Source organism: Thermus sp. FJN-A, from assembly GCF_054655095.1.
On sequence record NZ_BAAHSC010000212.1, the window covers coordinates 128093 to 151368 of the forward strand.

Annotated in this window: 29 protein-coding genes; 23 read left to right on the forward strand and 6 right to left on the reverse strand. The window is 67.8% G+C overall.

Annotated features, from left to right (window positions below; all coding sequences use genetic code 11):
• Position 1 precedes the first annotated feature (1 nt).
• The 15 genes from ACYQ0J_RS11085 to ACYQ0J_RS11155 all read left to right on the forward strand — a co-directional run bounded on the left by ACYQ0J_RS11085 (position 2) and on the right by ACYQ0J_RS11155 (position 12208).
• On the forward strand, positions 2 to 448 hold the full coding sequence (locus ACYQ0J_RS11085) for a rhodanese-like domain-containing protein (protein WP_460172170.1): 447 nt from the start codon (positions 2 to 4) through the stop codon (positions 446 to 448).
• Entirely contained in the window at positions 445 to 1296 is an 852-nt protein-coding gene (locus ACYQ0J_RS11090; RefSeq protein ID WP_015717971.1) for a translation initiation factor 2, read from the forward strand. The genes ACYQ0J_RS11085 and ACYQ0J_RS11090 overlap by 4 nt, the downstream gene beginning before the upstream one ends.
• 27 nt (positions 1297 to 1323) lie before the next feature.
• On the forward strand, positions 1324 to 2613 hold the full coding sequence (locus ACYQ0J_RS11095; RefSeq protein WP_460172171.1) for an FCSD flavin-binding domain-containing protein: 1290 nt from the start codon (positions 1324 to 1326) through the stop codon (positions 2611 to 2613).
• A 69-nt stretch (positions 2614 to 2682) separates the two neighbouring features.
• Complete coding sequence (gene soxC / locus ACYQ0J_RS11100; RefSeq protein ID WP_460172172.1) at positions 2683 to 3966, forward strand: sulfite dehydrogenase; 1284 nt, start codon at positions 2683 to 2685, stop codon at positions 3964 to 3966.
• Positions 3959 to 4507, forward strand: coding sequence for a c-type cytochrome (locus ACYQ0J_RS11105; protein WP_460172173.1), 549 nt, complete (start codon positions 3959 to 3961; stop codon positions 4505 to 4507). The genes soxC and ACYQ0J_RS11105 overlap by 8 nt, the downstream gene beginning before the upstream one ends.
• 9 nt (positions 4508 to 4516) lie before the next feature.
• Entirely contained in the window at positions 4517 to 5185 is a 669-nt protein-coding gene (ccdA, locus tag ACYQ0J_RS11110) for a cytochrome c biogenesis protein CcdA (RefSeq protein WP_460172174.1), read from the forward strand.
• 63 nt (positions 5186 to 5248) lie between these two features.
• The gene (locus tag ACYQ0J_RS11115; protein ID WP_460172175.1) at positions 5249 to 5818 is read left to right on the forward strand and encodes an ABC transporter ATP-binding protein; all 570 of its coding nucleotides are present in this window, start codon (positions 5249 to 5251) and stop codon (positions 5816 to 5818) included.
• A gap of 41 nt (positions 5819 to 5859) precedes the next feature.
• Positions 5860 to 6525: a heme exporter protein CcmB gene (locus ACYQ0J_RS11120; protein WP_460172284.1), complete on the forward strand. Its 666-nt coding sequence runs from the start codon at positions 5860 to 5862 to the stop codon at positions 6523 to 6525.
• Positions 6526 to 6590: 65 nt separating this feature from the next.
• Positions 6591 to 7277, forward strand: a complete 687-nt coding sequence (gene ccsA, locus ACYQ0J_RS11125) for a cytochrome c biogenesis protein CcsA (protein WP_460172176.1) — start codon at positions 6591 to 6593, stop codon at positions 7275 to 7277.
• 91 nt (positions 7278 to 7368) lie between these two features.
• The gene (gene ccmE, locus ACYQ0J_RS11130) at positions 7369 to 7797 is read left to right on the forward strand and encodes a cytochrome c maturation protein CcmE (RefSeq protein ID WP_460172177.1); all 429 of its coding nucleotides are present in this window, start codon (positions 7369 to 7371) and stop codon (positions 7795 to 7797) included.
• Positions 7794 to 9725, forward strand: coding sequence for a heme lyase CcmF/NrfE family subunit (locus ACYQ0J_RS11135; protein ID WP_460172178.1), 1932 nt, complete (start codon positions 7794 to 7796; stop codon positions 9723 to 9725). Before ccmE ends, ACYQ0J_RS11135 begins: the two co-directional genes overlap by 4 nt.
• The gene (locus ACYQ0J_RS11140) at positions 9722 to 10258 is read left to right on the forward strand and encodes a TlpA family protein disulfide reductase (protein ID WP_460172179.1); all 537 of its coding nucleotides are present in this window, start codon (positions 9722 to 9724) and stop codon (positions 10256 to 10258) included. Before ACYQ0J_RS11135 ends, ACYQ0J_RS11140 begins: the two co-directional genes overlap by 4 nt.
• Entirely contained in the window at positions 10255 to 10674 is a 420-nt protein-coding gene (locus ACYQ0J_RS11145; RefSeq protein ID WP_460172180.1) for a cytochrome c-type biogenesis protein, read from the forward strand. The genes ACYQ0J_RS11140 and ACYQ0J_RS11145 overlap by 4 nt, the downstream gene beginning before the upstream one ends.
• Positions 10671 to 11651, forward strand: a complete 981-nt coding sequence (locus ACYQ0J_RS11150) for a c-type cytochrome (RefSeq protein WP_460172181.1) — start codon at positions 10671 to 10673, stop codon at positions 11649 to 11651. The genes ACYQ0J_RS11145 and ACYQ0J_RS11150 overlap by 4 nt, the downstream gene beginning before the upstream one ends.
• 2 nt (positions 11652 to 11653) lie before the next feature.
• Positions 11654 to 12208 (forward strand): Rieske 2Fe-2S domain-containing protein, encoded by a 555-nt coding sequence (locus tag ACYQ0J_RS11155; RefSeq protein WP_460172182.1) that lies wholly within the window; start codon positions 11654 to 11656, stop codon positions 12206 to 12208.
• A gap of 35 nt (positions 12209 to 12243) precedes the next feature.
• Here ACYQ0J_RS11155 and tyrS read toward each other — a convergent pair whose 3' ends face one another.
• On the reverse strand, positions 12244 to 13542 hold the full coding sequence (gene tyrS, locus ACYQ0J_RS11160; RefSeq protein ID WP_460172183.1) for a tyrosine--tRNA ligase: 1299 nt from the start codon (positions 13540 to 13542) through the stop codon (positions 12244 to 12246).
• A gap of 22 nt (positions 13543 to 13564) precedes the next feature.
• Between tyrS and ACYQ0J_RS11165 the strand changes: the two genes are divergently transcribed.
• The 3 genes from ACYQ0J_RS11165 to ACYQ0J_RS11175 are packed head-to-tail and all read left to right on the forward strand — an operon-like array spanning position 13565 to position 14389.
• The gene (locus ACYQ0J_RS11165; protein ID WP_460172184.1) at positions 13565 to 13942 is read left to right on the forward strand and encodes a hypothetical protein; all 378 of its coding nucleotides are present in this window, start codon (positions 13565 to 13567) and stop codon (positions 13940 to 13942) included.
• A gap of 59 nt (positions 13943 to 14001) precedes the next feature.
• Complete coding sequence (gene rpsT / locus ACYQ0J_RS11170) at positions 14002 to 14295, forward strand: 30S ribosomal protein S20 (protein ID WP_460172185.1); 294 nt, start codon at positions 14002 to 14004, stop codon at positions 14293 to 14295.
• Between the two features lie 10 nt (positions 14296 to 14305).
• Entirely contained in the window at positions 14306 to 14389 is an 84-nt protein-coding gene (locus ACYQ0J_RS11175) for a 30S ribosomal protein THX (protein WP_008632889.1), read from the forward strand.
• Between the two features lie 32 nt (positions 14390 to 14421).
• On the opposite strand, the gene ACYQ0J_RS11180 is transcribed toward ACYQ0J_RS11175, so the two are convergent.
• Positions 14422 to 15165 (reverse strand): DUF4388 domain-containing protein, encoded by a 744-nt coding sequence (locus ACYQ0J_RS11180; protein WP_460172285.1) that lies wholly within the window; start codon positions 15163 to 15165, stop codon positions 14422 to 14424.
• Complete coding sequence (gene thrB / locus ACYQ0J_RS11185; RefSeq protein ID WP_460172186.1) at positions 15150 to 16028, reverse strand: homoserine kinase; 879 nt, start codon at positions 16026 to 16028, stop codon at positions 15150 to 15152. The genes ACYQ0J_RS11180 and thrB overlap by 16 nt, the downstream gene beginning before the upstream one ends.
• A 304-nt stretch (positions 16029 to 16332) precedes the next feature.
• Here thrB and ACYQ0J_RS11190 point away from each other — a divergent pair, with 304 nt between their 5' ends.
• Entirely contained in the window at positions 16333 to 17040 is a 708-nt protein-coding gene (locus tag ACYQ0J_RS11190; RefSeq protein WP_460172187.1) for an MBL fold metallo-hydrolase, read from the forward strand.
• Complete coding sequence (locus ACYQ0J_RS11195) at positions 17037 to 18164, forward strand: MFS transporter (protein WP_460172188.1); 1128 nt, start codon at positions 17037 to 17039, stop codon at positions 18162 to 18164. The genes ACYQ0J_RS11190 and ACYQ0J_RS11195 overlap by 4 nt, the downstream gene beginning before the upstream one ends.
• 96 nt (positions 18165 to 18260) lie before the next feature.
• On the opposite strand, the gene ACYQ0J_RS11200 is transcribed toward ACYQ0J_RS11195, so the two are convergent.
• Positions 18261 to 19709, reverse strand: coding sequence for an NAD(P)H-hydrate dehydratase (locus tag ACYQ0J_RS11200; RefSeq protein WP_460172189.1), 1449 nt, complete (start codon positions 19707 to 19709; stop codon positions 18261 to 18263).
• Positions 19710 to 19801: 92 nt separating this feature from the next.
• Between ACYQ0J_RS11200 and ACYQ0J_RS11205 the strand changes: the two genes are divergently transcribed.
• The gene (locus ACYQ0J_RS11205; RefSeq protein WP_460172190.1) at positions 19802 to 20575 is read left to right on the forward strand and encodes an SIR2 family NAD-dependent protein deacylase; all 774 of its coding nucleotides are present in this window, start codon (positions 19802 to 19804) and stop codon (positions 20573 to 20575) included.
• Here ACYQ0J_RS11205 and der read toward each other — a convergent pair.
• Positions 20525 to 21820, reverse strand: a complete 1296-nt coding sequence (gene der, locus ACYQ0J_RS11210) for a ribosome biogenesis GTPase Der (RefSeq protein WP_460172191.1) — start codon at positions 21818 to 21820, stop codon at positions 20525 to 20527. The genes ACYQ0J_RS11205 and der overlap by 51 nt on opposite strands.
• Positions 21821 to 21899: 79 nt before the next feature.
• Between der and ACYQ0J_RS11215 the strand changes: the two genes are divergently transcribed.
• Positions 21900 to 22475: a 1-acyl-sn-glycerol-3-phosphate acyltransferase gene (locus tag ACYQ0J_RS11215; protein ID WP_460172192.1), complete on the forward strand. Its 576-nt coding sequence runs from the start codon at positions 21900 to 21902 to the stop codon at positions 22473 to 22475.
• Between the two features lie 54 nt (positions 22476 to 22529).
• The gene (locus ACYQ0J_RS11220; protein ID WP_460172193.1) at positions 22530 to 22895 is read left to right on the forward strand and encodes a DUF4870 domain-containing protein; all 366 of its coding nucleotides are present in this window, start codon (positions 22530 to 22532) and stop codon (positions 22893 to 22895) included.
• Here ACYQ0J_RS11220 and ACYQ0J_RS11225 read toward each other — a convergent pair.
• Entirely contained in the window at positions 22873 to 23256 is a 384-nt protein-coding gene (locus ACYQ0J_RS11225; RefSeq protein WP_460172194.1) for a 4'-phosphopantetheinyl transferase superfamily protein, read from the reverse strand. The genes ACYQ0J_RS11220 and ACYQ0J_RS11225 overlap by 23 nt on opposite strands.
• Positions 23257 to 23276: the final 20 nt, after the last annotated feature.

Here is a 23276-nt window from a genome sequence, read left to right on the forward strand (position 1 = left end):
CATGCGCCGCCGCCACCTCCTTGCCCTTCTTCCCCTCCTTCCCCTGGCCCGGGCCCAGGGGGGAGGGGGGGCGGGGGGGGACTGGGTGAAGGCCTTTGGGGAGTTCCTCAAGCGCGTGCCCCCCGCCAGCTATCTGGTGTATCCCACCGAGGCCAAGGACCTCCTCCTCTTTGATCCCTTTATCCTGGACGTGCGCACGGAGGAGGAGCGGAAGAGGGGCTACATTCCTGGTTCGGTGCACATCTACGTTGGGCAGGTACCCGATCGCCTGGCGGAGCTTCCCAAGGACAAGGAAACCTTGATTCTGGTCTATTGCAACTCGGGCAGCATTTCCATGGTGGTGACCGCTTACCTGCAAGCGCTTGGCTACAAGAATGCCAAGAACATCGCTCACGGCTTTAAGGGCTGGCTGGACGCCGGCCTGGAAGTGGAAGGAGGTTCGCAATGAGGAAGCTTTTGGCTTTGGTGGCCCTTTTGGGGTTGGGTTTGGCGCAGTCTTTGGTGGTGGAGGTTAAAGGCTCCCTGGAAGAGGTGGAGGCCAAGACCCTCTCCGCCCTGAAGTCCGTGGGCCTCGAGGCAGACCGGGTGCTGAACCTGGGGGAGCAGGTGCGGCAGGTGACGGGCCCGGGTTTCCCCGAGTACCGCCTGGTGGTGCTGAAGCCGGATAAGGGAAGCATCGAGGCGGTTTCCAAAAATCCCATGGCCGCCATCGTCCTACCTCCCACGGTCTTCATCACCGGCCAGGGGAACAGCTTCACGGTGGGCACTTTTGACGGGCGCCTCCTCTTCTCCATGCTCCAGGTGTACGGGGGTGAGGTGGAACGGTTGGTGTGGCGCCTCGAGGCGGCCCTGGGACGGCTTGGCATCGTGAAGCGCCTGCCCCCCGCCATGATGCCCGATCCCGCTAGCGGCATGATGCCTGCCCTCATGTACCGGGTGCCCTCCGCCAAGGTGGAGGATGTGGTGCTCATGGTGGAAACGGAGCTCACTTCCAACGGGCTTAACCTTTTGCCCAACGTGAAGGTGGGCCCGGTGACCGTGATCATGCCCTGCAAGAGCGAATGGGCTCGGATCATGTTCCTCACCCAGCCTGCGGGAGGTTTCGCCGCTCCTTGCCGCTTCTTTGCCATGCAGATGGGTAATGACGTCCTGGTGGGTGCCATCGAGCCCATGCTCATGACCATCATGCCCGGTGTGATGGGCACGCCGGCGGTGGCCATGCTCCAGGAGGCCCGCCGGGTCATGAGCCAGATCCTGGAAGCTACGGGCGGGACTCCTTACCGCCCTGGCCGATAAGAGGCTGGCCAAGAAGAAGGAGGGAGTATGAGCAAGGTCAGTCGGCGTCAGGTCCTCAAGACGGGGGCGGCTTTGGCCGCTGCCGGGGCGATCTCGAGCCCAGCCTTCGCCCAGGAGTTCTACAGCCGCCCGGCCACCCTTCTTCCCCGCACCCGCAAGCCGCGGGTGGTGGTGATCGGGGGCGGCTGGGGTGGCACCACGGTGGCCCGGAAGCTGGTCCAGTCCGGGGTGGATGTGGAGGTGGTGCTCGTCGAGCAGAAGCCCATCTTCATGTCCTGCCCCATGTCCAACCTCTTCCTGGCCGGGGTCAAGCCCCTGGAGTGGTTGGTCTTTGACTACACCAACGTGGTTAAGGACGGGGTGATCTTTGTCCAGGAGAGGGTTTTGGACATCAATCGGGACCGCCGCCTGGTGCGGACCACCGGGGGATACCTGGCTTATGACTTCTTGGTCCTGGCCCCGGGCATCGACTACATGTACGAGGCCATCCCCGGCTACGCCGAGGCGAAGCACCTCATGCCCGTGGGCTTCAAGCCCTTCGAGCACATCGCCCTCAGGAGGCTTCTGGACCAGTTTGACGAAACCGGTGGGGAACTGGTCATGTACATCCCCAACCCTCCCTACCGTTGTCCCCCGGGGCCCTACGAGCGGGCGGCCATGCTGGCTTGGCGGCTCAAGACCAAGGGGGTTAAGGGGAAGCTTATCGTTTTGGATGCCAACCCCCAACCTATCTCCAAGGCCCCGGGCTTCCTGGCCGCCTACAACGAGCTTTACAAGGACTACCTGGAGTACGTTCCCAACACCCGGATCACCGGCCTGGACTACGGGAAGAAGGTGGTGAAGACGGAGCTCGGGGACGTGCCCTTCACCTTGGCCAACATCATTCCTCCCATGAAGGCGGGGGAGCTGGTGCGCACCGCAGGCCTGGGGGAGCGCTGGGCCAACGTGAAGATCCCCTACTTCCTCTCGGAGAAGGACGACCGCGTCTACCTGGTGGGGGACATCACCGGGAACACCCCTTACCCCAAGAGCGGCATGGTGGCCTACGTTTCCGGCACCATCGTGGCCCGGCACCTGGCAGAACGGCTTAAAGGTAAGCCCCTGGCGGAGATTCCCCCGGAGCTTCCCCACAACATCTGCTACTCCTTCGTGGACAAGGAGGAGGCCATCTGGGTGGCGGCCAACTACTCCTGGGACGAGGCGGCCAAGCAGATCAAGTCCCAGGGCTCCGTGGACAACCAGCGTTCGGCGGCCAACGGCACCGCTGCCATCGGCTGGGCCACGGGCATTTGGAACGACATGTTCGGCCCGGCCTAAGGGCTTTATCCCCCGCCCCCTTGGGGGCGGGGGTTTCCCTTGCGGGAAGGTGATACGCTAGGAGGGTATATGGACCGAAGGAAGTTCTTCCGGCTCCTGGGCGCCGGGGGCCTCCTAAGCCTCCTCAGGGCCAAGGGGCAAAGCGCCCCCTGGGACGAGGAGGCCTTCGCCCCCATGAGGACTTTGGGGGCTCCCCTTTCCGAGTACGGGGAGCGGAGCCCCTTTGAGGCCGGGGTGGTGCGCTACATCTCCCCCAACCTGCGCACCCGCCACTCCGGGGCGGACTTCGCCCCCTTGGAGAAGCTGGAGGGGGTCATCACCCCCAACGGCCTCCACTTCGAGCGGCACCACGGGGGGGTCCCCCAGGTGGACCCGGCCAAGTACCGCCTGGTGATCCACGGCATGGTGGAGCGCCCCCTGGCCTTCACCCTGGAGGACTTGAAGCGCTTCCCCTCCGTGACCCGCACCTACTTCATTGAGTGCGCCGGAAACGGTCAGAACGGCTACCGCAACCCCCCGGACCCCGCCCTCACCGCCACCCGGAGCCGCGGCCTGGCCTCCAACGCCAGCTGGACCGGGGTGCCCCTCGCCCTCCTTCTGAAGGAGGCCGGGGTGAAGCCTGGGGCCAAGTGGCTCATCCCCGAGGGGATGGACGCCGCCGCCTACACCCGCTCCCTGCCTTTGGAGAAGGCCATGGAGGACGTGCTGGTGGCCTACGCGCAAAACGGGGAGGCGCTTCGCCCCGAGCAGGGCTACCCCGTGCGCCTGGTGGTGCCGGGCTGGGAGGGGAGCATCCAGGTGAAGTGGCTCAGGCGCATCCTGGTCACCGACCTGCCCGCCATGGCCAAGGACGAGACCAGCGAGTACACCGACGTGATGGCGGACGGCCGGGTTCTGGCCTTCACCTGGGTCATGGACCCCGAGTCCATCATCACCTACCCCTCCGGGCTCCAGCAGATCAAGCCGGGCTTCCACGAGATCCGGGGCCTGGCCTGGAGCGGGTACGGGCGGGTCACCCGGGTGGAGATTTCCTTTGACGAGGGCAAGACCTGGCGGCAGGCGAGCCTCGAGCCCCCGGTGGAGCGCTACGCCTTCGTGCGCTTCAAGATGCCCTGGTACTGGGACGGCAAGGAGGTGGTCCTCTGGAGCCGGGCCTGGGACGAGAAGGGCAACACCCAGCCCACCCGGGAGGAGTTCTTCCAGAAGTGGGGGAGGAACAACCGCTACCACTACAACGCCATCCAGGCCTGGCGCATCCTCCCCGATGGCCGGGTGGTGAACGGGGACCAGCCCCTGGGGCAGCAGGCCTTTGGCCCCGCGGGGGGTTGCGGCGGGGAGGTGTTTGATGTCTAGGCGCATCCTCGTGGTCCTGGCCCTTTTGGGCCTGGCGGTGGGGGCCCGGTACCAGCTCGGAACCCCCATCACGGAAGAGCTGGCGGCCCGGTACGACATCCGGCCCGTGGTCCTCCCTGACGGGCGGGGGCTTCCCCCTGGGGAGGGCAAGGTGGCCGAGGGGGAGCGCATCTACGCGGAGAAGTGCGCCTCCTGCCACGGGGCCCGGGGCGAGGGGTACCCCTTCAACCGCCTGGTGGCCGAGCCCTTCCCCATAACCCCCGACACGGAGCCCGCGGAGTTCGCCATCGGCAACTACTGGCAATACGCCACCACCCTCTTTGACTACATCCGCCGGGCCATGCCCTTCGGGGCCCCGGGAACGCTCACGGACGAGGAGGTCTACCATCTGGTGGCCTTCCTGCTTTACATGAACGGCATCATAGACGCGGACGAGCCCATCAACGAGAAGACCTTGCCCCAGGTGAAGATGCCCGCTCGGGAGCTCCTCCACCTGGACCCCGAGACCCAGCGCCGCTTCCCCTGGCTCACCCTGCCCTAGGATGGAGGCATGAGCCTTTCCCTGACGGCGGCCTTTTTGGCGGGGGTGCTTTCCTTCCTCTCCCCCTGCGTCTTGCCCCTCGTCCCCACCTACCTCTTCTACCTGGGGGGGGAGCGGGGGCGCCCCCTCTTCAACGCCCTCTTCTTCGTCCTGGGCTTTGGGGTGATCTTCTTCCTCCTGGGCCTCCCCTTTACCCTTCTCGGGGGGCTTCTCTTTGAGCACCGGCAGGCCCTGGCCCGGGTGGGGGGAGGGGTCCTGATCCTCTTCGGGCTTTACATGCTGGGCCTGAGGCCCCGCTGGGGGGTCTCCCTCCGCTACGAGGGGGAGACGGGGCGCCCCTTGGGGGCCTTCCTCCTGGGGGCCACCCTGGGCCTGGGCTGGACCCCCTGCATCGGCCCCATCCTGGGGGCCATCCTCACCCTCACCGCCGTGGGGGGCGGGGTGGGGTTTCTCCTGGCCTACATCCTGGGCCTGGCGGTGCCCTTCCTCCTGGTGGCCCTTTTCGCCGAGCGGCTCAAGGGGTGGATCCGGAGGGCGGGGCGGCTCTCCCACTACGTGGAGGTCCTGGCGGGGGCGGTCCTCCTCCTGGTGGGGTTCCTGCTCCTCACGGGCACGTACACCTCCTTGAACACCTTCTTCCTGCGGATCACCCCGGAATGGCTGCAGAAATACCTCTAGCGAGGCGGTGGTCCCGCCCCCGGGACCCAAGTCCCGGGGGGATACCCCTAAACTAGGCTTAGCATGTTGCTGCGCCTGCAGTCCATCTCCAAGCGGTTTGGCAGGGACTGGGTCCTAAAGGACCTCTCCTTCACCCTGGAGCGGGGGGAGGTGGTGGCCCTCCTGGGGCCGAACGGTTCCGGCAAGACCACCCTTCTCCGCCTCATGGCGGGGCTTCTGAGACCCACCCGGGGCCGGGTGGAGCGGTTGGGCAGGGCGCTTTTCCTCTCCAACCCCCCCGCCTTTCACCGCCACCTCACCGCCCGGGAGCACCTCCTCTTTGACCTCGCCTTTCACGGCCGGCAGGGGGACTGGCGGGAGGCCCTGGCCCGCTTCGCCCTGCCGGAGGGTCTGCCCGTCTCCGCCTTCTCCAGCGGCATGAAGAAGCGTTTGGCCCTGGCCCGCCTTCACCTCCTTTCCCCCGACCTTTGGCTTTTGGACGAGCCGGAAACCGCCTTGGACGGGGAGGGGAGGCGGCTTCTCCTGGAGGCCCTGGCGGAGGCCCGAAAGGGGGCGGGGGTGGTGCTGGCCACCCACGACCGGGCCCTGGCCGAACGGGTGGCTGACCGCACCCTCGAGCTGGGGGCGGCATGAGGGCGCAAGCGGTAGGGGGGGTAGGGGAGGGGGTGGGGACGGTGCGGCGGGTGTGGCTTTTGGCCCTTCGGGACCTGCGCCTGGAGGTCCGCGACCGCGCCGGGCTCCTCTCCGTGCTGGCCTTTTTCCTGGTGATGCTCTTCATCATGGCCCTGGCCCTGGGGTCGGAGGAGGCCCCCTTGCGCCGGGCGGCCCCTGGGGTCTTGTGGGTGGCCCTGGCCTTTGGGAGCACGCTCCTTTCCACCCGGGCCTTCGCCTTGGAGGTGGAGGACGGCACCCTGGACGACCTCCTCCTCACCCCAGGGGGAAAGGAGTGGATCTACTTCGGCAAGCTCCTCTTCCAGATGCTCCTCCTCCTGCCTCTAGGCCTCCTCGCCCTCCTGGTGGCGGGGGGCCTCTTCTACCTGCCCCTGGAGCGGGTCCTGCCCCTTTTCCTCACCCTGGCCCTGGGGGTATTGGGCTACGCCAGCGTGGCCACCTTTTACGCCGGGCTTTTGAGCCGCCTGCGGGGGCGGGAGGTGCTTTTGCCCTTGCTTCTCTTCTCCCTGGTGGTGCCGGTGGTCCTGGCCTCGGTGCGGGCCACGGCGGGGCTCGTGGAGGGGCTTCCCCTGGAGGAGGTGCAAAGCTGGTGGCAACTTCTCCTGGTCTTTGACCTGGTCTACCTCACCGCCAGCGCCCTTCTTTTCCCCGTGGTCCTGGAGGGCTAAAGGGCAAGGAGGCCACAGACTTTTCACCCGGCCCGCGGCTATGCTTAGTGCGTGGAGGCAAGAAGATGTTGAAGGCAGCCAACGCTGACCGTCCCGATGCCCTCACCTGGGCCTTTTTGGCCCTGGGGCTTTTGCTCCTCCCGGTGGGGTTGTACCTGGCCCTGGCGGCTCCCCCGGACGTGAACCAGGGGTACCTGGCCCGCATCATGTACCTGCACGTGCCCGGGGCCTGGCTCGGTTACCTGGCCTTCTTGGTCACCTTCGTCTACTCCCTCCTCTACCTCTTCCGCCAGGACCCGCGGTACGACCGGGTGGCCTCGGCCAGCGCGGAGATCGGCCTGGTCTTCATGGGGCTTGCCCTGGTGACGGGGATGCTCTGGGCCAGGCCCACCTGGGGCGTCTACTGGACCTGGGAGCCCAGGCTCACCACCACCGCCATCCTCTTCGCCGTGTACGTGGGCTACTTCCTCCTCCGGGGGGCCATTGAGGACCCGGAGCTCCGCCGCAAGGCGGCGGCGGCGGTGGGGATCTTGGGCTTCCTCAACGTGCCCATCAGCTACATGTCGGTGAAGTGGTGGCGCAGCCTGCACCAGACCCAGTCCATTGACCTCACCACGGGGAAGATCCACATGGACCCCGCCATGCTCCAGGCCCTCCTCTTCAACCTCTTCGTCTTCACCCTCCTCTACCTGGGTTTCCTGCGTTTCCGGGGCCTGGTGGCCGCCCTGGAGGCCAGAAAGGAGGAAGCGTGAGCGAGGTCTTCGTCACCTGGGTCTACGCCCTCACCTACCTCACGGTCTTCGGCTACCTGGCCTACCTCTTCTGGCGCTACCGGAGGGCGAGATGAGGGGGAAGTACCTGATCGGCCTCGTGGTGATCCTGGGTGCCTTGGCCTACCTCATCTTTGGCGGGTTGGGGCAGAACCTGGTCTACTTCCTCACCCCCTCGGAGTACCTCCAGGACCAGGCCCGCTACCAGAACCGCCCCGTGCGCCTCGGGGGGCTGGTGAAGGAGGGGACCGTGCAGTACGACAAGGACCGCCTGGAACTCCGCTTCGTCCTCACAGACGGGGTGGCCGAGGTGCCCGTCTTCCACAAGGGCACGCCCCCAGGGATGTTCAAGGAGGGGCAGGGGGTGGTGGTGGAGGGCCGCTTCCAGGAGGGGCTCTTCCAGGGCCACAACCTCTTGGTGAAGCACTCGGAGACCTACCAGGCTCCCAAGGCCGGCTGGACCCCGGAAGAGGTGCGCAAGCTGATTGAGGAGGCCAAGTGAATCCTGCCTTGCTCGGCAACCTGGGCGTGAGCCTGGCCCTGGCCTTTAGCCTCTTGGGCCTGGCCATGGCCCTCCTGGCCTACTTCCAGGGGGATGGGCGCTTCCTAAGGGGGGCTAAGGCCTTGGTCTTTCCGGCCCTCCTTGCGGCCTTGGCCGCCTTCCTCGCCCTGGAGTGGGCCCTCCTCACCCACGACTTCCGCCTGGCCTACGTGGCCCGGAACCACTCCACCCAGGACCCCCTTTGGGTGACCCTGGTGACCCCCTGGGCGGCCCTGGAGGGGAGCATCCTCCTTTGGGGGCTTTTGCAGACCCTCTACACCGCCTTGGCCAGCCGGAGGCCCCTGGACCCCTGGCGGGCTTCCTTGGTGCTGGCGGTCCTCTTCGGCGTCCAGGTCTTCTTCTTCGGGGTCATGGCCACCATCGCAAGCCCCTTCCAAACCCTGCCCACCCCCCCGGCGGACGGCACCGGCCCCAACCCGCTTTTGCAGAACCACTGGATGATGGCTGTCCACCCCGTGCTCATGTACCTGGGCTTCGTGGGCCTGAGCGTGCCCTTCGCCTATGCGGTGGCGGCCATGGCCACGCGGCGCTACCAGACCTGGGTGGAGGAAACCCGTTGGTGGACCCTGGTGGCCTGGGGCTTCCTCACCGCGGGGAAGGTGGCGGGCATGTGGTGGAGCTACGAGGTCCTGGGCTGGGGCGGGTACTGGGCCTGGGACCCGGTGGAGAACGCCAGCTTCATCCCTTGGCTTCTGGCCACCGCCTTCCTGCACACCGCCATCGTGCAGCAGACCCGGGGGGCCTTTAAGGCCTGGAACTTCGCCTTCGTGACCCTGGCCTTCGCCGCCACGGTCCTGGGCACGTTCCTCACCCGAAGCGGCATCATCCAGTCGGTGCACGCCTTCGCTGAGGGGCCCGTGGGGCCTGCCTTCTTGGGGTTCTTCCTCCTGGTCACCGCCTTGGGTTTTGGCCTCCTCTCCCGGGTGTCCCGGGAGGTGCGGGACACCGCCCTCTTTAGGCCCCTGTCCCGGGAGGGGGCGCTTCTCCTCGGGGCCTTTTTCTTCGCGGGCTGGGCCTTGGTGGTGGTCCTCGGCACCTTCTACCCCCTCCTGGCCGAGGCCTTCACCGGGGCCAAGGTGAGCGTGGGGGCCCCCTTCTTCAACCAGCTTTCCGCCCCCATCGGCGCGGGGATTCTCCTCCTCATGGGCGTGGGGCCCCTCCTCCCTTGGCGCAGGCCCAGGGGGGAGGTCCTCCGCAACCTTTACCTGCTCCTGGCGGTGCTGGCCTTGGGGACGCTTTTGGGCCTGGGGCGGGGCTACACCCTGGGGGCTTCCTTGGCGGTGGGGCTCTTCCTTTACAACGGGGCGGCCATCCTGCTGTTGGTGCGGGAAGGGGTCTTGGGCCGGGTGCGGGCGGGGCTTTCCCCTTGGGGGTTTTTGGAAAACCGCAGGCGGGTGGGGAGCCTGGTGGTCCACTTCGCCGTGGCCCTCATGGGGCTCGCCATCGCCTTCAGCCAGACCTACCGCCTGGAGAGCGAGAAAACCCTCCACCGGGGAGAGGCTTGGGAGGTGGGGGGCGTGCGGATGACCTTCCAGGGGGTTCGGGCCCTGGACGAGGGGCGGCGCTTCGCCGTGGAGGCCCGTTTGCAAACCGACCGCTTCGGGGAGGTCAGGCCCCGGCTCCACTTCTACCCGCAGATGAACACCCCCCTCCCCGCCCCCAAGGTGGTCTACACCCCGGGGAACGACTACTACTTCCTCCTCATGGACTTTGACCGGGAGAAGGGGGAGTGGGCCTCCCTTCGCCTCATCGTCACCCCCCTGGTCTTCTGGATGTGGGTGGCGGGGGGGCTCATGGCCCTGGGGACCCTCTACACCCTCTGGCCTGCGGGGCGGGCCGAGGAAGCTAGGGGGGTGAGCCCGGCGTGAGGGGTTGGCTCTGGGTGCTCCTGGTCTTGGCCTTGGGGGGGCTTTTCTTCTGGGGCATGCAGCGGAACCCCAAGGAGCTTCCTTCCGTGCTGGCCAAGGAGAGGAGGCCCGCCCCCGACTTCACCCTTCCCCTCCTCCCCCCTTACCGGGGGGAGTGGGGGGAGACCTTCCGCCTGGCGGACCACCTGGGGAAGGTGCCCATCCTCCTCAACTTCTGGGCCAGCTGGTGCTACCCCGCCTGCTACGAGGAGGCCCCGGTCCTCGAGGCCTTTTGGCGCCGCTACCGGGGGCGGGTGCTCTTCCTGGGGGTGAACACCCAGGACAAGGAGCCCGACGCCCTCAGGTTCATCGCCCAGTTCGACCTCACCTTCCCCCAGGTCTATGACCCCAGGGGCCGGGTGGGGGTGGACTACGGCATGTACGGGGTGCCGGAGACCTACTTCATAGACCGGGAGGGCCGGGTCCTGGCCCGGCATGCGGGGGCCATAGACCAGGCCACCCTGGAAAAATACCTCACGGAGGTGCTTCGGTGAGAGGGCTTTTCCTGCTCCTGCTCCTCGCGTTTCCCGTCCTGGCCCAGGAGGGACCCCCTCCTGACCTCTCCCCCCAGGTCTTCCAGATCGCCCGGACCCTCCGCTGCCCCGTCTGCCAGGGGGAGTCGGCGGCGGAGAGCAACTCGGGGGTGGCGGTGGAGATGCGCCGCCTCATCGCCGAGATGCTGGAGGAGGGCAAGACGGCGGAGGAGATCCGGGCCTTCTTCGTGGCCCGCTACGGGGAGTGGATCCTCTACGAGCCGCCAAGGCGGGGGGTCACCCTCTGGGTCTGGGTCCTCCCCCTGGTGGGCCTCCTCCTCCTCGGCCTCGGCCTCTTCGCCTACTTCCGGCCCAAGCCGCTTCCCAAGGAACTCCTGGAGGAGGCGGAGCGCCGCCTGAAGGAGCCCCCCCGATGACGGCCACCCTCCTCTTTCTCACCCTCTTTCTCCTGGGCCTCTTCTTGGCCTTGAGGCCCCTCTTGGGCCCCAAGGAGCCCTTCCCCGAGCCGCCCAGGAGGGAGGAGCTTTTGCGGGAGCTGGAGGTGTTGCGGGCGGAGGCCGCGGCCCTGGAGGGGGAGGAGAAGAAGCTGGCCCTGGCCCGGATGGTGGAGCTGGAGCGGGCCTTGGAGGGGTACCGCCCCCCCGCCCCCCGGGCCTTCAACCCCTGGCCCGCGGCCTTGGCCCTGGGGGTGGTGGTCCTCCTGGGGGTGGGCCTTTGGCGCTACACCCTGCCCCGCCTGCCCGGGGAGACCACGGTCACCGCCCGGGAGGAGGCCCGGGAACTCAAGGCCCTGGCGGACAAGGCCAAGCGGACGGGGGAGGTGGAGGACCTTTTGGCCTGGGGGAGGCGGGCCTACGCCCTGGAGGTCTACGACCAGGCGGCGGAGGCCTACCTGGAGGTGCTCAAGAAGGACCCGAGGAACGTGGAGGCGGTCCGGCGGGTGGGGATCCTCCTCTTCATGGGGGGGCGCCTCGAGGAGGCCCGGCTTTTCCTGGAGATCGCCCAGCACGCCGACCCCAAGGCGGCGGAGGGGTGGCTTTTCCTGGGCAACCTCTACTTCCAGGAGGGGCGGATGGAGGAGGCCATCGCCGCCTGGCGGCGGTACCTGGAGGCCGGGGGGGAGGCCAGGGAGCGGGTGGAGGCCCTCATCGCCATGGCCCAGGCCCGGGCCCAGGGGGGCAAGGACGGAAGGAGCGTCTACCAGGCCCGCTGCGCCGCCTGCCACGGCCTTCAGGGGGAAGGGGGCGTGGGCCCGAGGCTTAAGGGGAACCCCGTCCTGAGGGCCCCCGAGGCGGTGCGGGAGATCGTCCTTAAGGGCCGGGGGCAGATGCCCGCCATCCCCCTCTCAGAGGAGGAGCTACAAGCCCTCTTGGACTACCTGGGTACCCTGTAGCCATGAAGCGGCGCGACCTCGTCTTCTACCTCCCCGTGGCGGTGGCGGGGGGGTTTTTCGCCTGGTTTGGGGTGCGCACCTACAACCTCCGCTTCCGCCCCCGCCCGGAGGCGGGGGAGCCCACCTGGAAGGAGGGCCCGAGGGTGGCCCTGGCCCGGCTTGGGGAGCTAGGGGTGTGGCAGGCCAAGCCCTTCCTCTACCCCCTCCCCTTGGGGGAGCTCAAGGCCTTTCTCCTCCGTCTCCCCGAGCCCGCCCCCGGGGGGCTATCCGTGGGGGAGGAGCACTACGCCGCCTTTAGCCGCATCTGCACCCACCAGGGGTGCACGGTGAACCTCGTCCCCGACCCCGAGGCCGCCTCCCTCCTCTACAACTTCCGCTACGAGAGGCCCTTCTTGGGTTGCCCCTGCCACTTCGGGGCCTTTGACCCCCTGCTTGGGGGGAAGGCCGTCTACGGGCCACCCCGCTTCCCCTTGCCCCGCCTGCGCCTCGAGGCGGAAGGCGAAACCCTCTACGCCACCGGGCACGAGGTGCCCTTAAGGCCCATGGAGGGGGGCTAAGTACCCCGCCGAGGCGGAAGCCCCCAAGGGGGCGCTCAGTCCCCGAGCCGCACCCGCACGAACCGGTCCCGCCCCCGCTGCAGGATGCGGGGGCGGGAGAGGTCCACCTCGAGGCCGGGGTCGGTGATGAGTTCCCCGTCCAGGCGGAGGCCCCGGTTCTGGATGAGCCTCCTCGCCTCCGCGTTGGAGGGGGTGAGGCCCGCCAGGGTGAAGAGCCTGGCCACCCAGATCCGGCCCCCCTTGAGCTCGGAGGGGGGTATCTCCACCTCGGGGAGGTCCTCGGGGATACCCCCTTTGGCCACCTCGTCGTAGCGGGCCTCGGCCCTTCGCACCTCCTCGGGGCCCGCCTCCTTGTCCCGGCCCAGGGCCTCCCAGGCGTAGCCCAGGCTCTGGTAAAAGGCCCGGTCCAGGCGGGGGGGAATCCTGGGCCTGGCGTAGGCGGCGGTGAGGAGGCGGGCGAGGACCCGGTGGGCGGGGACGGGGCCCGCCTGGAGGAGCCTTTCCACCTCCTCTTCCGTGAAATCCGTCAGGAGGCGGAAGTAGCTGGGCAGGAGGGGATCGGGAACCCGCATCAGCTTCTTGAACATCACCTCCGGGGGCTCGGCCACCCCGATGTAGTTGTCCAGGCTCTTACTCATCTTCTCCCGCCCGTCCAGGCCCACGAGGAGGGGCATGAGGAAGGCCACCTGAGGGGGCTGCCCGTAGGCCTTCTGCACCTCCCGGCCCACCAGGAGGTTGAAGCGCTGGTCCGTGCCCCCCATCTCCACGTCCGCCCGGATGGCCACGGAGTCATAGGCCTGGGCAAAGGGGTAGAGGAACTCGTGCAAGGAGATGGGGATGCCCGCCTCGTAGCGCTTCTTGAAGTCCTCCCTTTCCAGCATCTGGGCCACGGTCATGAGGGAGGTGAGCCGGACCACCTCCTTGAAGGAGAGCGCCTCCAGCCACTCGGAGTTGTAGCGGAGCTCAAAGAGATGGGGCTCCTGCCTGAGGATCTTCCCCGCCTGCTCCACGTAGGTCTTGGCGTTCTCCCGGGTCTCCTCCAGGGTGAGAGGGGGTCGCGTCTTGCTCCGGCCCGAGGGGTCCCCGATCATCCCGGTGAAGTCGCCGATGATGAGGACCACCTTGTGGCCGAGCTCCTGAAACTGGCGCATCTTCCTGAGGACCACCGCGTGGCCCAAGTGGAGGTCGGGCCGGGTGGGGTCTGCCCCGAGCTTGACGGTGAGGGGCCGCCCCTCCTTGAGCTTTAGGAGGAGCTCTTCCTCGGGGACGATCTCCTCGGCCCCCCGTTTGAGGAGGGCCAGGGCTTCTTCCGGGGTAAGCCCGTGGTCCGCCATGAGCCCAAGTATACTGAAGGCAATGCGGAGCCTGCTTTTCCTGGCCCTCCTGGCCCTCGGCCTCTACTGGTACGCGGAGCGCTACGGCCTGGCGGTGGGCTACCCGCCCTTTTTGCCCGTCTTCTACTGGAACTACACCGGGGAGGCCCGGTACCCCTTGCGGGTGACAGGGCTTTACGACCAGGTGAAGGTCAAGGTGGCGGGCGGCCTCCAGGAAGGGCGCCTCCAGGTGGCCCTGCTACGGGAAGGCCGCCCCGTGGGGGAACGGGTCTTCGCGGGAAGCTTCCAAGAGGAGCTCCGCTTTCCCGTCCAGGCCGGGGAGTACATCCTCCGCTTCCAGCTTCAGGGGGCCAAGGGGCGGGTGCGCTACGACTGGGTGACCACCCGATTTGCCCCTTAGGCTAAGGGTGTGCTACACTTAGGCCTGGCTTGCCCGGAAGGGGCACGAAGGGGAGAGAAATGGCGCAGAAGAAGCCCAAGAGGAACCTTTCCGCTCTTAAGCGGCACCGGCAGTCCTTGAAGCGCCGGCTTCGCAACAAGGCCAAGAAGTCGGCCATCAAGACCCTGAGCAAAAAGGCGGTGCTCCTGGCCCAGGAAGGCAAGGCCGAGGAGGCCCTGAAGATCATGCGCAAGGCCGAGAGCCTGATTGACAAGGCGGCCAAGGGCTCCACCCTGCACAAGAACGCCGCCGCCCGCAGGAAGTCTCGGCTGGCGCGCAAGGTCCAGAAGTTCCTCTCCGCCGCGAGCGCTTAAGGGGGTGGGTATGGGCAAGGGCGACCGTCGCACCCGCAGGGGCAAGATCTGGCGGGGCACTTACGGCAAGTACCGTCCCCGCAAGAAGAAGTAACCCCCTGGGAGGGGGCCTGAAGCAGGAGGCGCCTAGGCGCTCTCCTCTTTTTCCAACTCCCAGGTGAGGTCCCTTAGGAGCCAGCCCCGCCCCGTGGGGGCGACCTCCCCCGAGGCCAGGGCCTGGACCAGGTAGCGGCGCACCAGGCCCACGGGTACCCCTGCGGCGATCACCTCCCCCAGGTTGCGGGTGCCGTCCAGCAGGGCCTGAAGCGTTCCGAACTCCTCCTGGGTCTTGCCCTTCCTCCCTTGATGCCGGATGCGCAGGGCGTACCAGGCGTAGCGGCGCAAGGGGTAAAGGTCCCCCTCCCGGACCCCCATGTAGGCCCTTTCCATGGCGATGAGAAGGGGTACCCCCCAGGCCTTGGCCGCGGCCCGGACGCTCTTGCCCCCTTGGAAGACCTCGTGGAGGGGTTTGGGACGGATGGCCTCCAGAACCCGGCTCGGGGAGTCCACCAGGGTGCGGAACCGGTCCCACTCGTCGTTGACCCGGGCCCACTCCCCCAGGAGGGCGGAGAAGGGCATGAGGGCCCGGGCGGCTTCCGGGGGTTTCGCGGATAGGAAGCGGAAGGTGCCCTCCGCCGGATGCAGGGGGAAGGTGAAGAGGGCTTCCAGCCCCTCCCAGTCCAGGATGGCCGCCCCCACCACCTCCCCGGCGGCGAAGCGCAAGGAGAGGGGAAGGGGGCCCGCCTTCAGCTCCAAGACCCCCGAGCGCCGGCTGGCGTGGATGAGCTCCAGGAGCTCCGTCAAGGGGATGGTGTTCAGGTTTCCTTCCAGAAGTATCCCCCCCCTAAGCCCAAGACTAGCGTACGCCCTTGGCCCCGGTAGGGTTCCAGGGCCCGCGCCACCCCTTCCTCCTCCCCGGCCCGCACCAGGGCCGCCAGGGTGGGCCCCGCCCCGCCCACGAAGGCGGCCAGGGCTCCCGCCTCCAGGGCGTTTTCTATGGCCTCCAGCACCCCGGGCATGAGGTGGGCCCGGTGGGGCTGGTGCAGGCGGTCCCGGCAGGCCTCCTTCAGGGCCTCGAGCCTCCCCGAAGCGAGCGCCGCAGGCCAGAGGGCGCTCCGGGCCAGGTTGTAGACGGCGTCCTCGAGGGGCACCTGCCGGGGCAGGGCCTCGCGGGCGAGGGGCGTGGGCACCTCGTAGGAGGGCACGGCCAGGACGAAGCGGAGGCCCGGAGGAGGGGGCAAGGGGATGGCCAGGGGAGGCTCGCTCAGGGCGGCCACGAAGCCCCCGTAGACCGCGGGGGCCACGTTGTCCGGGTGCCCCTCCAGGCTGGCGGCCACCCGGAAGACCCCTTCCCGCCCAAGCCTTCCCCCGGAGAGCCGGTCCGCCAGGGCCACCCCGGCCACCAGGGCGGCGGAGGAGCTCCCCATCCCCCGGGCCAGGGGGATGGGGTTGAAGGCCCGCACCCTTAGGGGGACGGGTTTCAGCCCCAGGGCCCGCATCCCGGCGCGGTACCCCTCGTGGACCAGGTTGTCCGTTCCCTCCACCTGGCCTTCCCCCTGGTAGCAGAAGGCGTCCTCTTTGGCGGGGTGGGCCTCCACCTCGAGGTAGAGGTCCAGGGCCACGCCCAAGGCGTCAAAGCCTGAGCCCAGGTTGGCCAGGGTGGCGGGGACATAGAGGCGGGGAAGGGGTTCCATAACCCTATCCTGTCCCAGCATACCAGGCTCTTCCCTGGGGTCTTGACAGGAAGAAGAGGCCCTATCTTAGGGGTGGAGGTGGGACTTCACAGGTCCTTCAATCTGCGGGTATGGCGGGACTCAGCCTCAAGCTCCACCGCGAACGGGTGGCGCACCTCCTGGGGGTGAGGCGATATTGCCTCCTAGAATGAGGAGGGTGCGGAATGTCGGTTATAGGGTGGCGCACGAGGGATGTTTTGCAGAGTAAAGGCGGGGAGGAGGTACGTCAATGATCCTCCGGCAATACCTGCACGAAGAGCCTGTGGTGGCGATCTCTTACCTTTTGGGTTGTGCGGGTAAGGGGCTTGGGGTGGTGGTGGACCCGGTGGCGGAGCCCAGGTTTTACCTGGAGGAGGCCCGGCGCTTAGGCTTGAGGATTGCCTACGTGGTGGACACCCACGTTCACGCTGACCACCTTTCCACCGGGAGGGCCCTGGCGGAGGAAAGCAACGCCCCCTATGTGCTTTGGGGGGGCACCCCTGCGGGCTATGGGTTTCTAGGGGTGGAGGATGGGGATGTTTTGGAGGTGGGCAACGTACGCCTTACGGTCTGGCACACCCCGGGCCACACCCCCGAGCACCTCACCCTTCTCGTGACCGATCGCACGAGAGGGGACGAACCCTGGATGATCCTCACCGGCCATTTCCTGATGGTGGGGGACATGGGGCGGACCGAGCTGGAAACGGAGGCCGAGGAGGGAGCAAGGGCACTTTACGGGAGTGCCAAGCGACTTTTGGCCCTCCCGGACTACGTGGAGGTGTACCCCGGGGCTTATAGCGGTAGTGTATGCGGCCGCGGTCTTTCCGGGAAGCCCGTCTCCACCCTCGGCTTTGAACGCCGCCATAATCAGGCCTTTGCCCTGGCGGCCTCCCTGGACGAGGCCGCCTTTGTGGCCCATATGCTCAAGGACATCCCACCTCCCCCACCCAACCACAAGGCTGTCCGAGCCGCCAACCTGGGGCTTGGGGGATGAAGCTCTTCTGGCTTCTTGCCCTCGTCAACCTCCTGGTGGGGGGAATGGTGGGCCTTGAAAGGACCGTGGTGCCCCTTTTGGCCAAGGAGGCCTTCGGGGTGGAAAAGGGCGCGGCCCTAGGCGGCTTTATCCTCTCCTTCGGCCTTGCCAAGGCCCTGTTCAACCTTCTCGCTGGTACCTTGGCCGACCGGTTTGGACGGAAGGGGGTGTTGGTGCTGGGCTGGGCATTAGGGGTGCCCGTCCCCTTGCTCCTCATTTGGGCTCCCTCCTGGGGGTGGGTTATCGCCGCCAACGTTCTCCTGGGGGTGAACCAGGCCCTTGCCTGGAGCATGACCGTGAACATGATGGTGGACCTGGTGCCTCCCCACCGCCGCGGGGTGGCCGCCGGGGTCAATGAGTTTGCCGGCTACCTGGGGGTGAGCCTCCTCGCCTTTCTTACCGGGGTGGTGGCCGAGGCCCAGGGCCTCCGCCCCGCTCCCTTTTACCTGGGCCTTGGGGTCGCCCTTTTGGCCCTTGCCCTTTCCCTGGGGGTGCGGGAGACCCACCGACCCCTTACCCCTTTAAGGCTCCGCTGGGTCCCGGGAATAGGCGTGGCGAGCCTGCTGGGCCTTTTGACCAACCTCAAGGATGGGCTGGTCTGGCTCGCCCTCCCCATCCTCCTGGCTTACCGGGGCTTTGGCCCGGCGGAGATTGGCCTGGTGGCCGGGCTTTATCCCCTGGTCTGGGCCGGGGGGCAGCTCGTCTTCGGGCCCCTTTCCGACCGCAGGGGCCGTGCTCCCCTGATCGTGGGGGGAATGGCTCTCCAGGGGCTTGGCCTCCTCCTTCTGGCCTTGCCCTTGGGGCTGGGGGGGGTACTTCTTGCTGCTTTCCTTCTGGGCCTTGGCACCAGCATGGCCTACCCTACCCTGATCGCCTGGGTGGCCGACCGGGCTCCCCTCGAGGAACGGGCAACCGCCTTGGGTCTCTACCGGTTCTTCCGGGACGGGGGCTATGTTCTCGGGGCCCTGCTGGCCGGGGTAGGCTTGGAGGGGCTTTCCGGGGTGATCGGGGGTGTGGGCATCGGGATGGCCTTGCTTTCGGTCTGGGCCACTTGGAGCAAGGCCCTTAAAGCAGGGGTTGCCTAGACCTTAAAACTGCGGCTTTCCTGAGGTTGAAGGCCTGGGGGCGCCTAGGACCCCGTCCTGGCCAGAACCGGGGGCCGCCCTTTGCGTGAGCCTTCCCTAACAGAGGGAGAAGACCGGGGGCACCCTTCCTTCTTGGAGGAGCCGCTGCGCCCGGGGCAGGGCCTCCGCCACCTCGTGGGCGAGGAGCCCCACCCCCTTCTCCTCCGCCAGGAGGTCCCCCGCCAGGCCGTGGAGAAAGACCCCAAGCCTCGCCGCGTCAAAGGGGGAAAGCCCCGCGGCCAAAAGGGCGGCGATGGCCCCCGAAAGCACGTCCCCTGTCCCCCCTGTGGCCAGGGCGGGGTTTCCCGTGGGGTTCACGGAAAGCCTCTCCCCTTCCGCCACCACCGTGGGGTTGCCCTTAAGGACCACCACCAGCCCCGTGGCCTCCGCTAAAGCCCTGGCAGCGGCCACGGGATCCTGGGCCACCTCCTCCGGGGCCTTGTCCAAGAGCCTCCCCGCCTCCCCCGCGTGGGGCGTGAGGACGGCCTTCACCCCGGCCCGGCGGTAGAGGGCCACCACCTCCGGCTGCAGGGCATCGGCGTCCAGGACCGTGGGGAGGCCCGCCTTCAGGGCCTCCACCGCCCAAGCCCGCCCCCAGGCCCCACCCCCCATCCCCACCGCCAGGGCCTCCACCTTCATGGGAGGAAGGGTGGGGGCGCCCACGGGGTGGAAGACGGCCTCTAAGGGCTCCAAGGGGGTGCCCTCGGGGACCACCAGGTGCACGAGCCCCGCCCCCATGCGGTAGGCCCCGAGGGCGGCGAGGAGGGGCGCCCCGGCGTAGCGGAGGCCCTCCCCCTTATACCCGCCGAGGACCCCCACCCGGCCCACGCTCCCCTTGTGGGCGGTGAGGGGGCGCTTGGGGAGGAGGGGTCTCAGGGCCTCGAGGGTGGCCACCTCGGGCAGGTCCTCCCTTTCCAGGAGGGCCTTGGGCAGGCCGATCTCCGCCAGGTAAAGCCTTCCGCAAGCCTCCCGCAGGAGGAGGTGGGGGGTCTTGAGGGCGGCGAAGGCCACGGTGGCCGTGGCCCGCACGTGGGGGCTAAAGGGAAGGCCCGAGGGGAGGTCCAGGGAGAGGATGGGAAGCCCCGAGGCATTCATCCGGTCCACAAGCCCCGCGTAAAAGCCCGCCAGGGGTCCCTTGAGCCCGGTGCCGAAAAGGGCATCCACCAGGACCTCCCCCTCCTGCCAGGCCGCCTCCTCCAGGGGGTGGATTTCCGCCCCGTGGGCGAGGAGGGCCTGAAGGGCAAGGAGGGCATCCCCCCCTTGGCCCGTGGCGGCGTAGACCCGCACCCGCACCCCTTGCAAAAGGAGGTGCCGCGCCAAGACCAGGCCGTCCCCTCCGTTGTTGCCCTTGCCCGCCAGGACGAGGGCGGGGGCCTTGCCGAAGAGCTCCAGGTAGACCCTCGCCGCCTTCATCCCCGCCCACTCCATGAGGAGGAGGCTGGGGTAGCCCATTTCCACCGCCCTCACGTCGGCTTCTCGCATGGCCTCCGCGGTGAAGAGCCTCATCCTCCCGAGGATACCCCAGGCCCCAGCCCGCGTGGGGTAAGGGACGGCCCTCGGTCCAGAAGGGGGGTCTTGAGGGGGTGTATCATGCGGGCGTGGAGAGGCTCCAGGAGCTAAAAGAGGCTGAGAGGCGCCTGGGGGAGGCAAGAAGGGTGGCGGTCCTCACGGGGGCAGGCATTTCCAAACCCTCCGGCATCCCCACCTTTCGGGACGCGGGCGGCCTCTGGAAGGACTTCAACCCCCTGGACTACGCCACCCCCGAGGCCTACGCCAGGGACCCGGAGCGGGTCTGGGCCTGGTACGCCTGGCGCATCCAAAAGGTGCGGGAAGCGGAGCCGAACCCGGCCCACCATGCCCTGGTGCGCCTGGAGGAGGCGGTGCTTTTGAGGGGTGGGTCCTTCCTCCTCGTCACCCAGAACGTGGACGGCCTCCACGCCCGGGCCGGAAGCCGAAACCTGGTGGAACTCCACGGCAACATCCTGAGGGCCCGGTGTGAGGCGTGCGGCAAGCGCTTTCCCCTTCCCGAGGCCTTCGCCCCGCCCCCCTTCTGCCCCTCCTGCGGCCACCGGGCCCGGCCCGATGTGGTCTGGTTTGGGGAGCTTCTGCCCGAGGGGGCTTGGGAGCAAGCGGAAAGGGCGTTTGCCGAGGCGGACGTGGCCTTGGTCATCGGTACCAGCGCCGAGGTGGAGCCCGCGGCCTCCCTGGGGCGGATCGCCTATGCCTCGGGGGCCTACCTGGTGGAGGTGAACCCGGAGCCCACCCCCCTCACCCCTCTCGCCCACCTCTCCCTGAGGACAGGGGCGGTGGAGGGGATGGCGCTACTCCTCCCGCCTCCCCCGGAAGACCAGGCGGAAGGGAACCTCCCTTAGGCCCAGGTCCTCCCCGATGCGGTTTCTCAAGTAGTTCTCAAAGGCCCGGGTGACGAACTCCGGGTGGTTCACGAAGAAGACGAAGGTGGGCGGGGCCACCTCAGCTTGCGTGGCGTAGAAGATTTTCAGGGGCTTCCCCTTGAAGTTGGGCAGCTGGACCTTGGCCGTCCACACGGAAAGCCAGCGGTTGAGCTCCGAGGTGGGGACGCGGGTGTGGCTCTGCTCGTAAAGGCGGACTGCTTCGCTGAAGATCTTGTCCAGGTTCTGCCGGGTGATGGCGGAGGTGTAGACCCGGGGCAGGTGGTCCAGGTGGGCGAGCTTTTCCCGAAGGAGGCGCCGCACCTTCTGCGCCTCCTCCTTGCCCACCAGGTCCCACTTGGTGATGACCAAAAGCACCGGCTTCCCCTTCTCCTGGGCGTGGTTTGCCAGCTTCAGCTCGCGGTCCCCCACCTGGAAGGGGTCCACCACCAGGAGCACCACGTCCGCTTCCTCTATGGCCCTCAGGCTTCGCCGGATGGCCAGGTCCTCCACCAGGGTTTCGGGGCGCTTGCGGATCCCGGCGGTATCCACCAGGACGAAGTCTTGGCCCCGGAAGGAGAAGGCCACGTCGATGGCGTCCCGGGTGGTGCCGGGCTCCTCGGAAACGATCACCCGCTCCTCCCCCAGGATGGCGTTTAGGAGGCTGGACTTGCCCGCGTTGGGCCGTCCCACGATGGCGAGCCGGATGGCCGCCACCTCGGGCCCGGATTCAATGTGCCTCACGGGAAGCTTCTCCCAGATGGCCTCCAGAAGCGCATCCAGACCCCTTGCGTGCTCGCTGGAGGTGGGGATGGGGTCGCCGAAGCCGAGGCTGTAGAGGGGGCCCAGGTAGAGCTCATGCCTGGGGTCATCCACCTTGGTGGCCACCAGGACCACGGGCTTGCCCTTCCGCCGGAGGTACTCGGCCACCTCGTAGTCGGCCTGGGTGAGCTCGGCCCGACCGTCCACGGCGAAGAGGACCACCTCGGCGTCTGCCAGGGCCCGGTCCACCTTTTCCTGGATCTTCTTTTCCCAACGGTCCCCGGACCAGAGCCCTCCGGTGTCCACCAGGAGGAAGCGGCCCCGGTCCGTTTCCACCACCCCCTCCTTGAGGTCGCGGGTGACCCCGGGCACGTCGGCCACCACCGCGCTCCGCTTTCCCAGGAGGCGGTTGAAGAGGCTGGACTTACCCACGTTGGGCCTGCCCACGATGACGACCTTATGCATGCTCACCCCACAAAAGAGGGGTGGGATACGCCCCACCCCACCTTTTCCCAGTTTACCACAGGGGGTATACTGGCCCGGTATGCGGAAGCTTGCGGGCCTGGTCCTTAGGGCCTTGGGCTGGCGGTACCACATGCCGCCTCCCCCGAGCCGAAAGTACGTGCTGATTGGAGCGCCCCACACCTCCAACTGGGACTTCTTCGTGGGTATCCTGGCGCTTTGGGCCCTGGGAATCAGGGCCAGGTGGCTGGGCAAGAAGGAGCTCTTCCGCCCGCCCTTGGGCCCGCTTCTCCGCCTTCTCGGGGGTATTCCCGTGGACCGCTCCCGGCGGGAGGGCCTGGTGGACCAGGTGGCGGAGGTCCTCCGGCAGGAGGAGGAGATCGCCATCCTCATCACCCCGGAGGGCACCCGGAGCCAGGCTCCCTTCTGGCGCACGGGCTTCTACTACATGGCCCTGAAGGCCGGGGTTCCCATCGCCTTGGGCTACGCCGACTTCCCCCGCAAGGAGGTGGGCATCGGGGGCTACCTTTGGCCCACGGGGGACCTCGAGGGGGACTTCGCCAAAATCCGGGCCTTCTACCAGGACAAGGTGGGCCTGAAGCCAAAGCGGCAGGGCCCCATCCGCATCCGGGAAGAAGCGGAGAAGGAGAAGAATTGACCTGAGGACCGCCCCTTTCGTTTTTTGCGGGGCCTTCCCTGCTAAACTTGGTTCATGGCACAACCCACGCCGGTATCCGATGTGGAGCGCACCTGGGCGGCGGTGGCCCACCTGGCCCCCTTGGTGGGGTATTTCCTCCTGGTGGGGCAAATCCTCCTGCCCCTGGCCATCCTCCTTTGGGGCCCCAAGAGCCCCTTCGTCCAGACCCACGCCAAAGAGTCCTTGAACGGGCAGATTAGCTACACCCTCTACGGCTTGGGCCTCGTCCTTCTGGCCATCACCCTGGTGGGCCTGGTCGTGGCCGTGCCCTTGGGGCTCGCCCTGGTAGCCCTGGCTCTCTGGAACATGGTCATGGGGGCCTTGGCCGCGGGCAGGGGGAGCTTTTACGCCTACGCCTTCACCCTGCGCCTGGTGCCCTAGCCCTGAGCTCCAGCACCACCACTGCCAAGGCATGGCTCCGCTCATGGCTTAGGGAGAGGTGGGCGAAAAGCCCTTCCTCCCCCATGCGGGCCCCTATTCGGGGGGCGAAGCGAAGGGCGGGCCGCCTGCCCTCCATTTCCACCCAGACCTCCTTCCAGGAAAGGCTTTCCGGCCAGCACTTTTGGAAGGCTTCCTTGGCGGCCAAGCGGGCGGCCAGGCTCGGAGCGGGGTCCCGGTGGCGAAGGGCGTAGGCCAGCTCCTCCTGGGTGAAAAGCCGCTTCAGGGCCTTTTCCCCGTGGCGCAAAAGAAGCCCCCGCACCCGGGCGATCTCCACCAGGTCGGTACCCAGGGCCACGATCATGGGCCCATGGTAATCCCTTG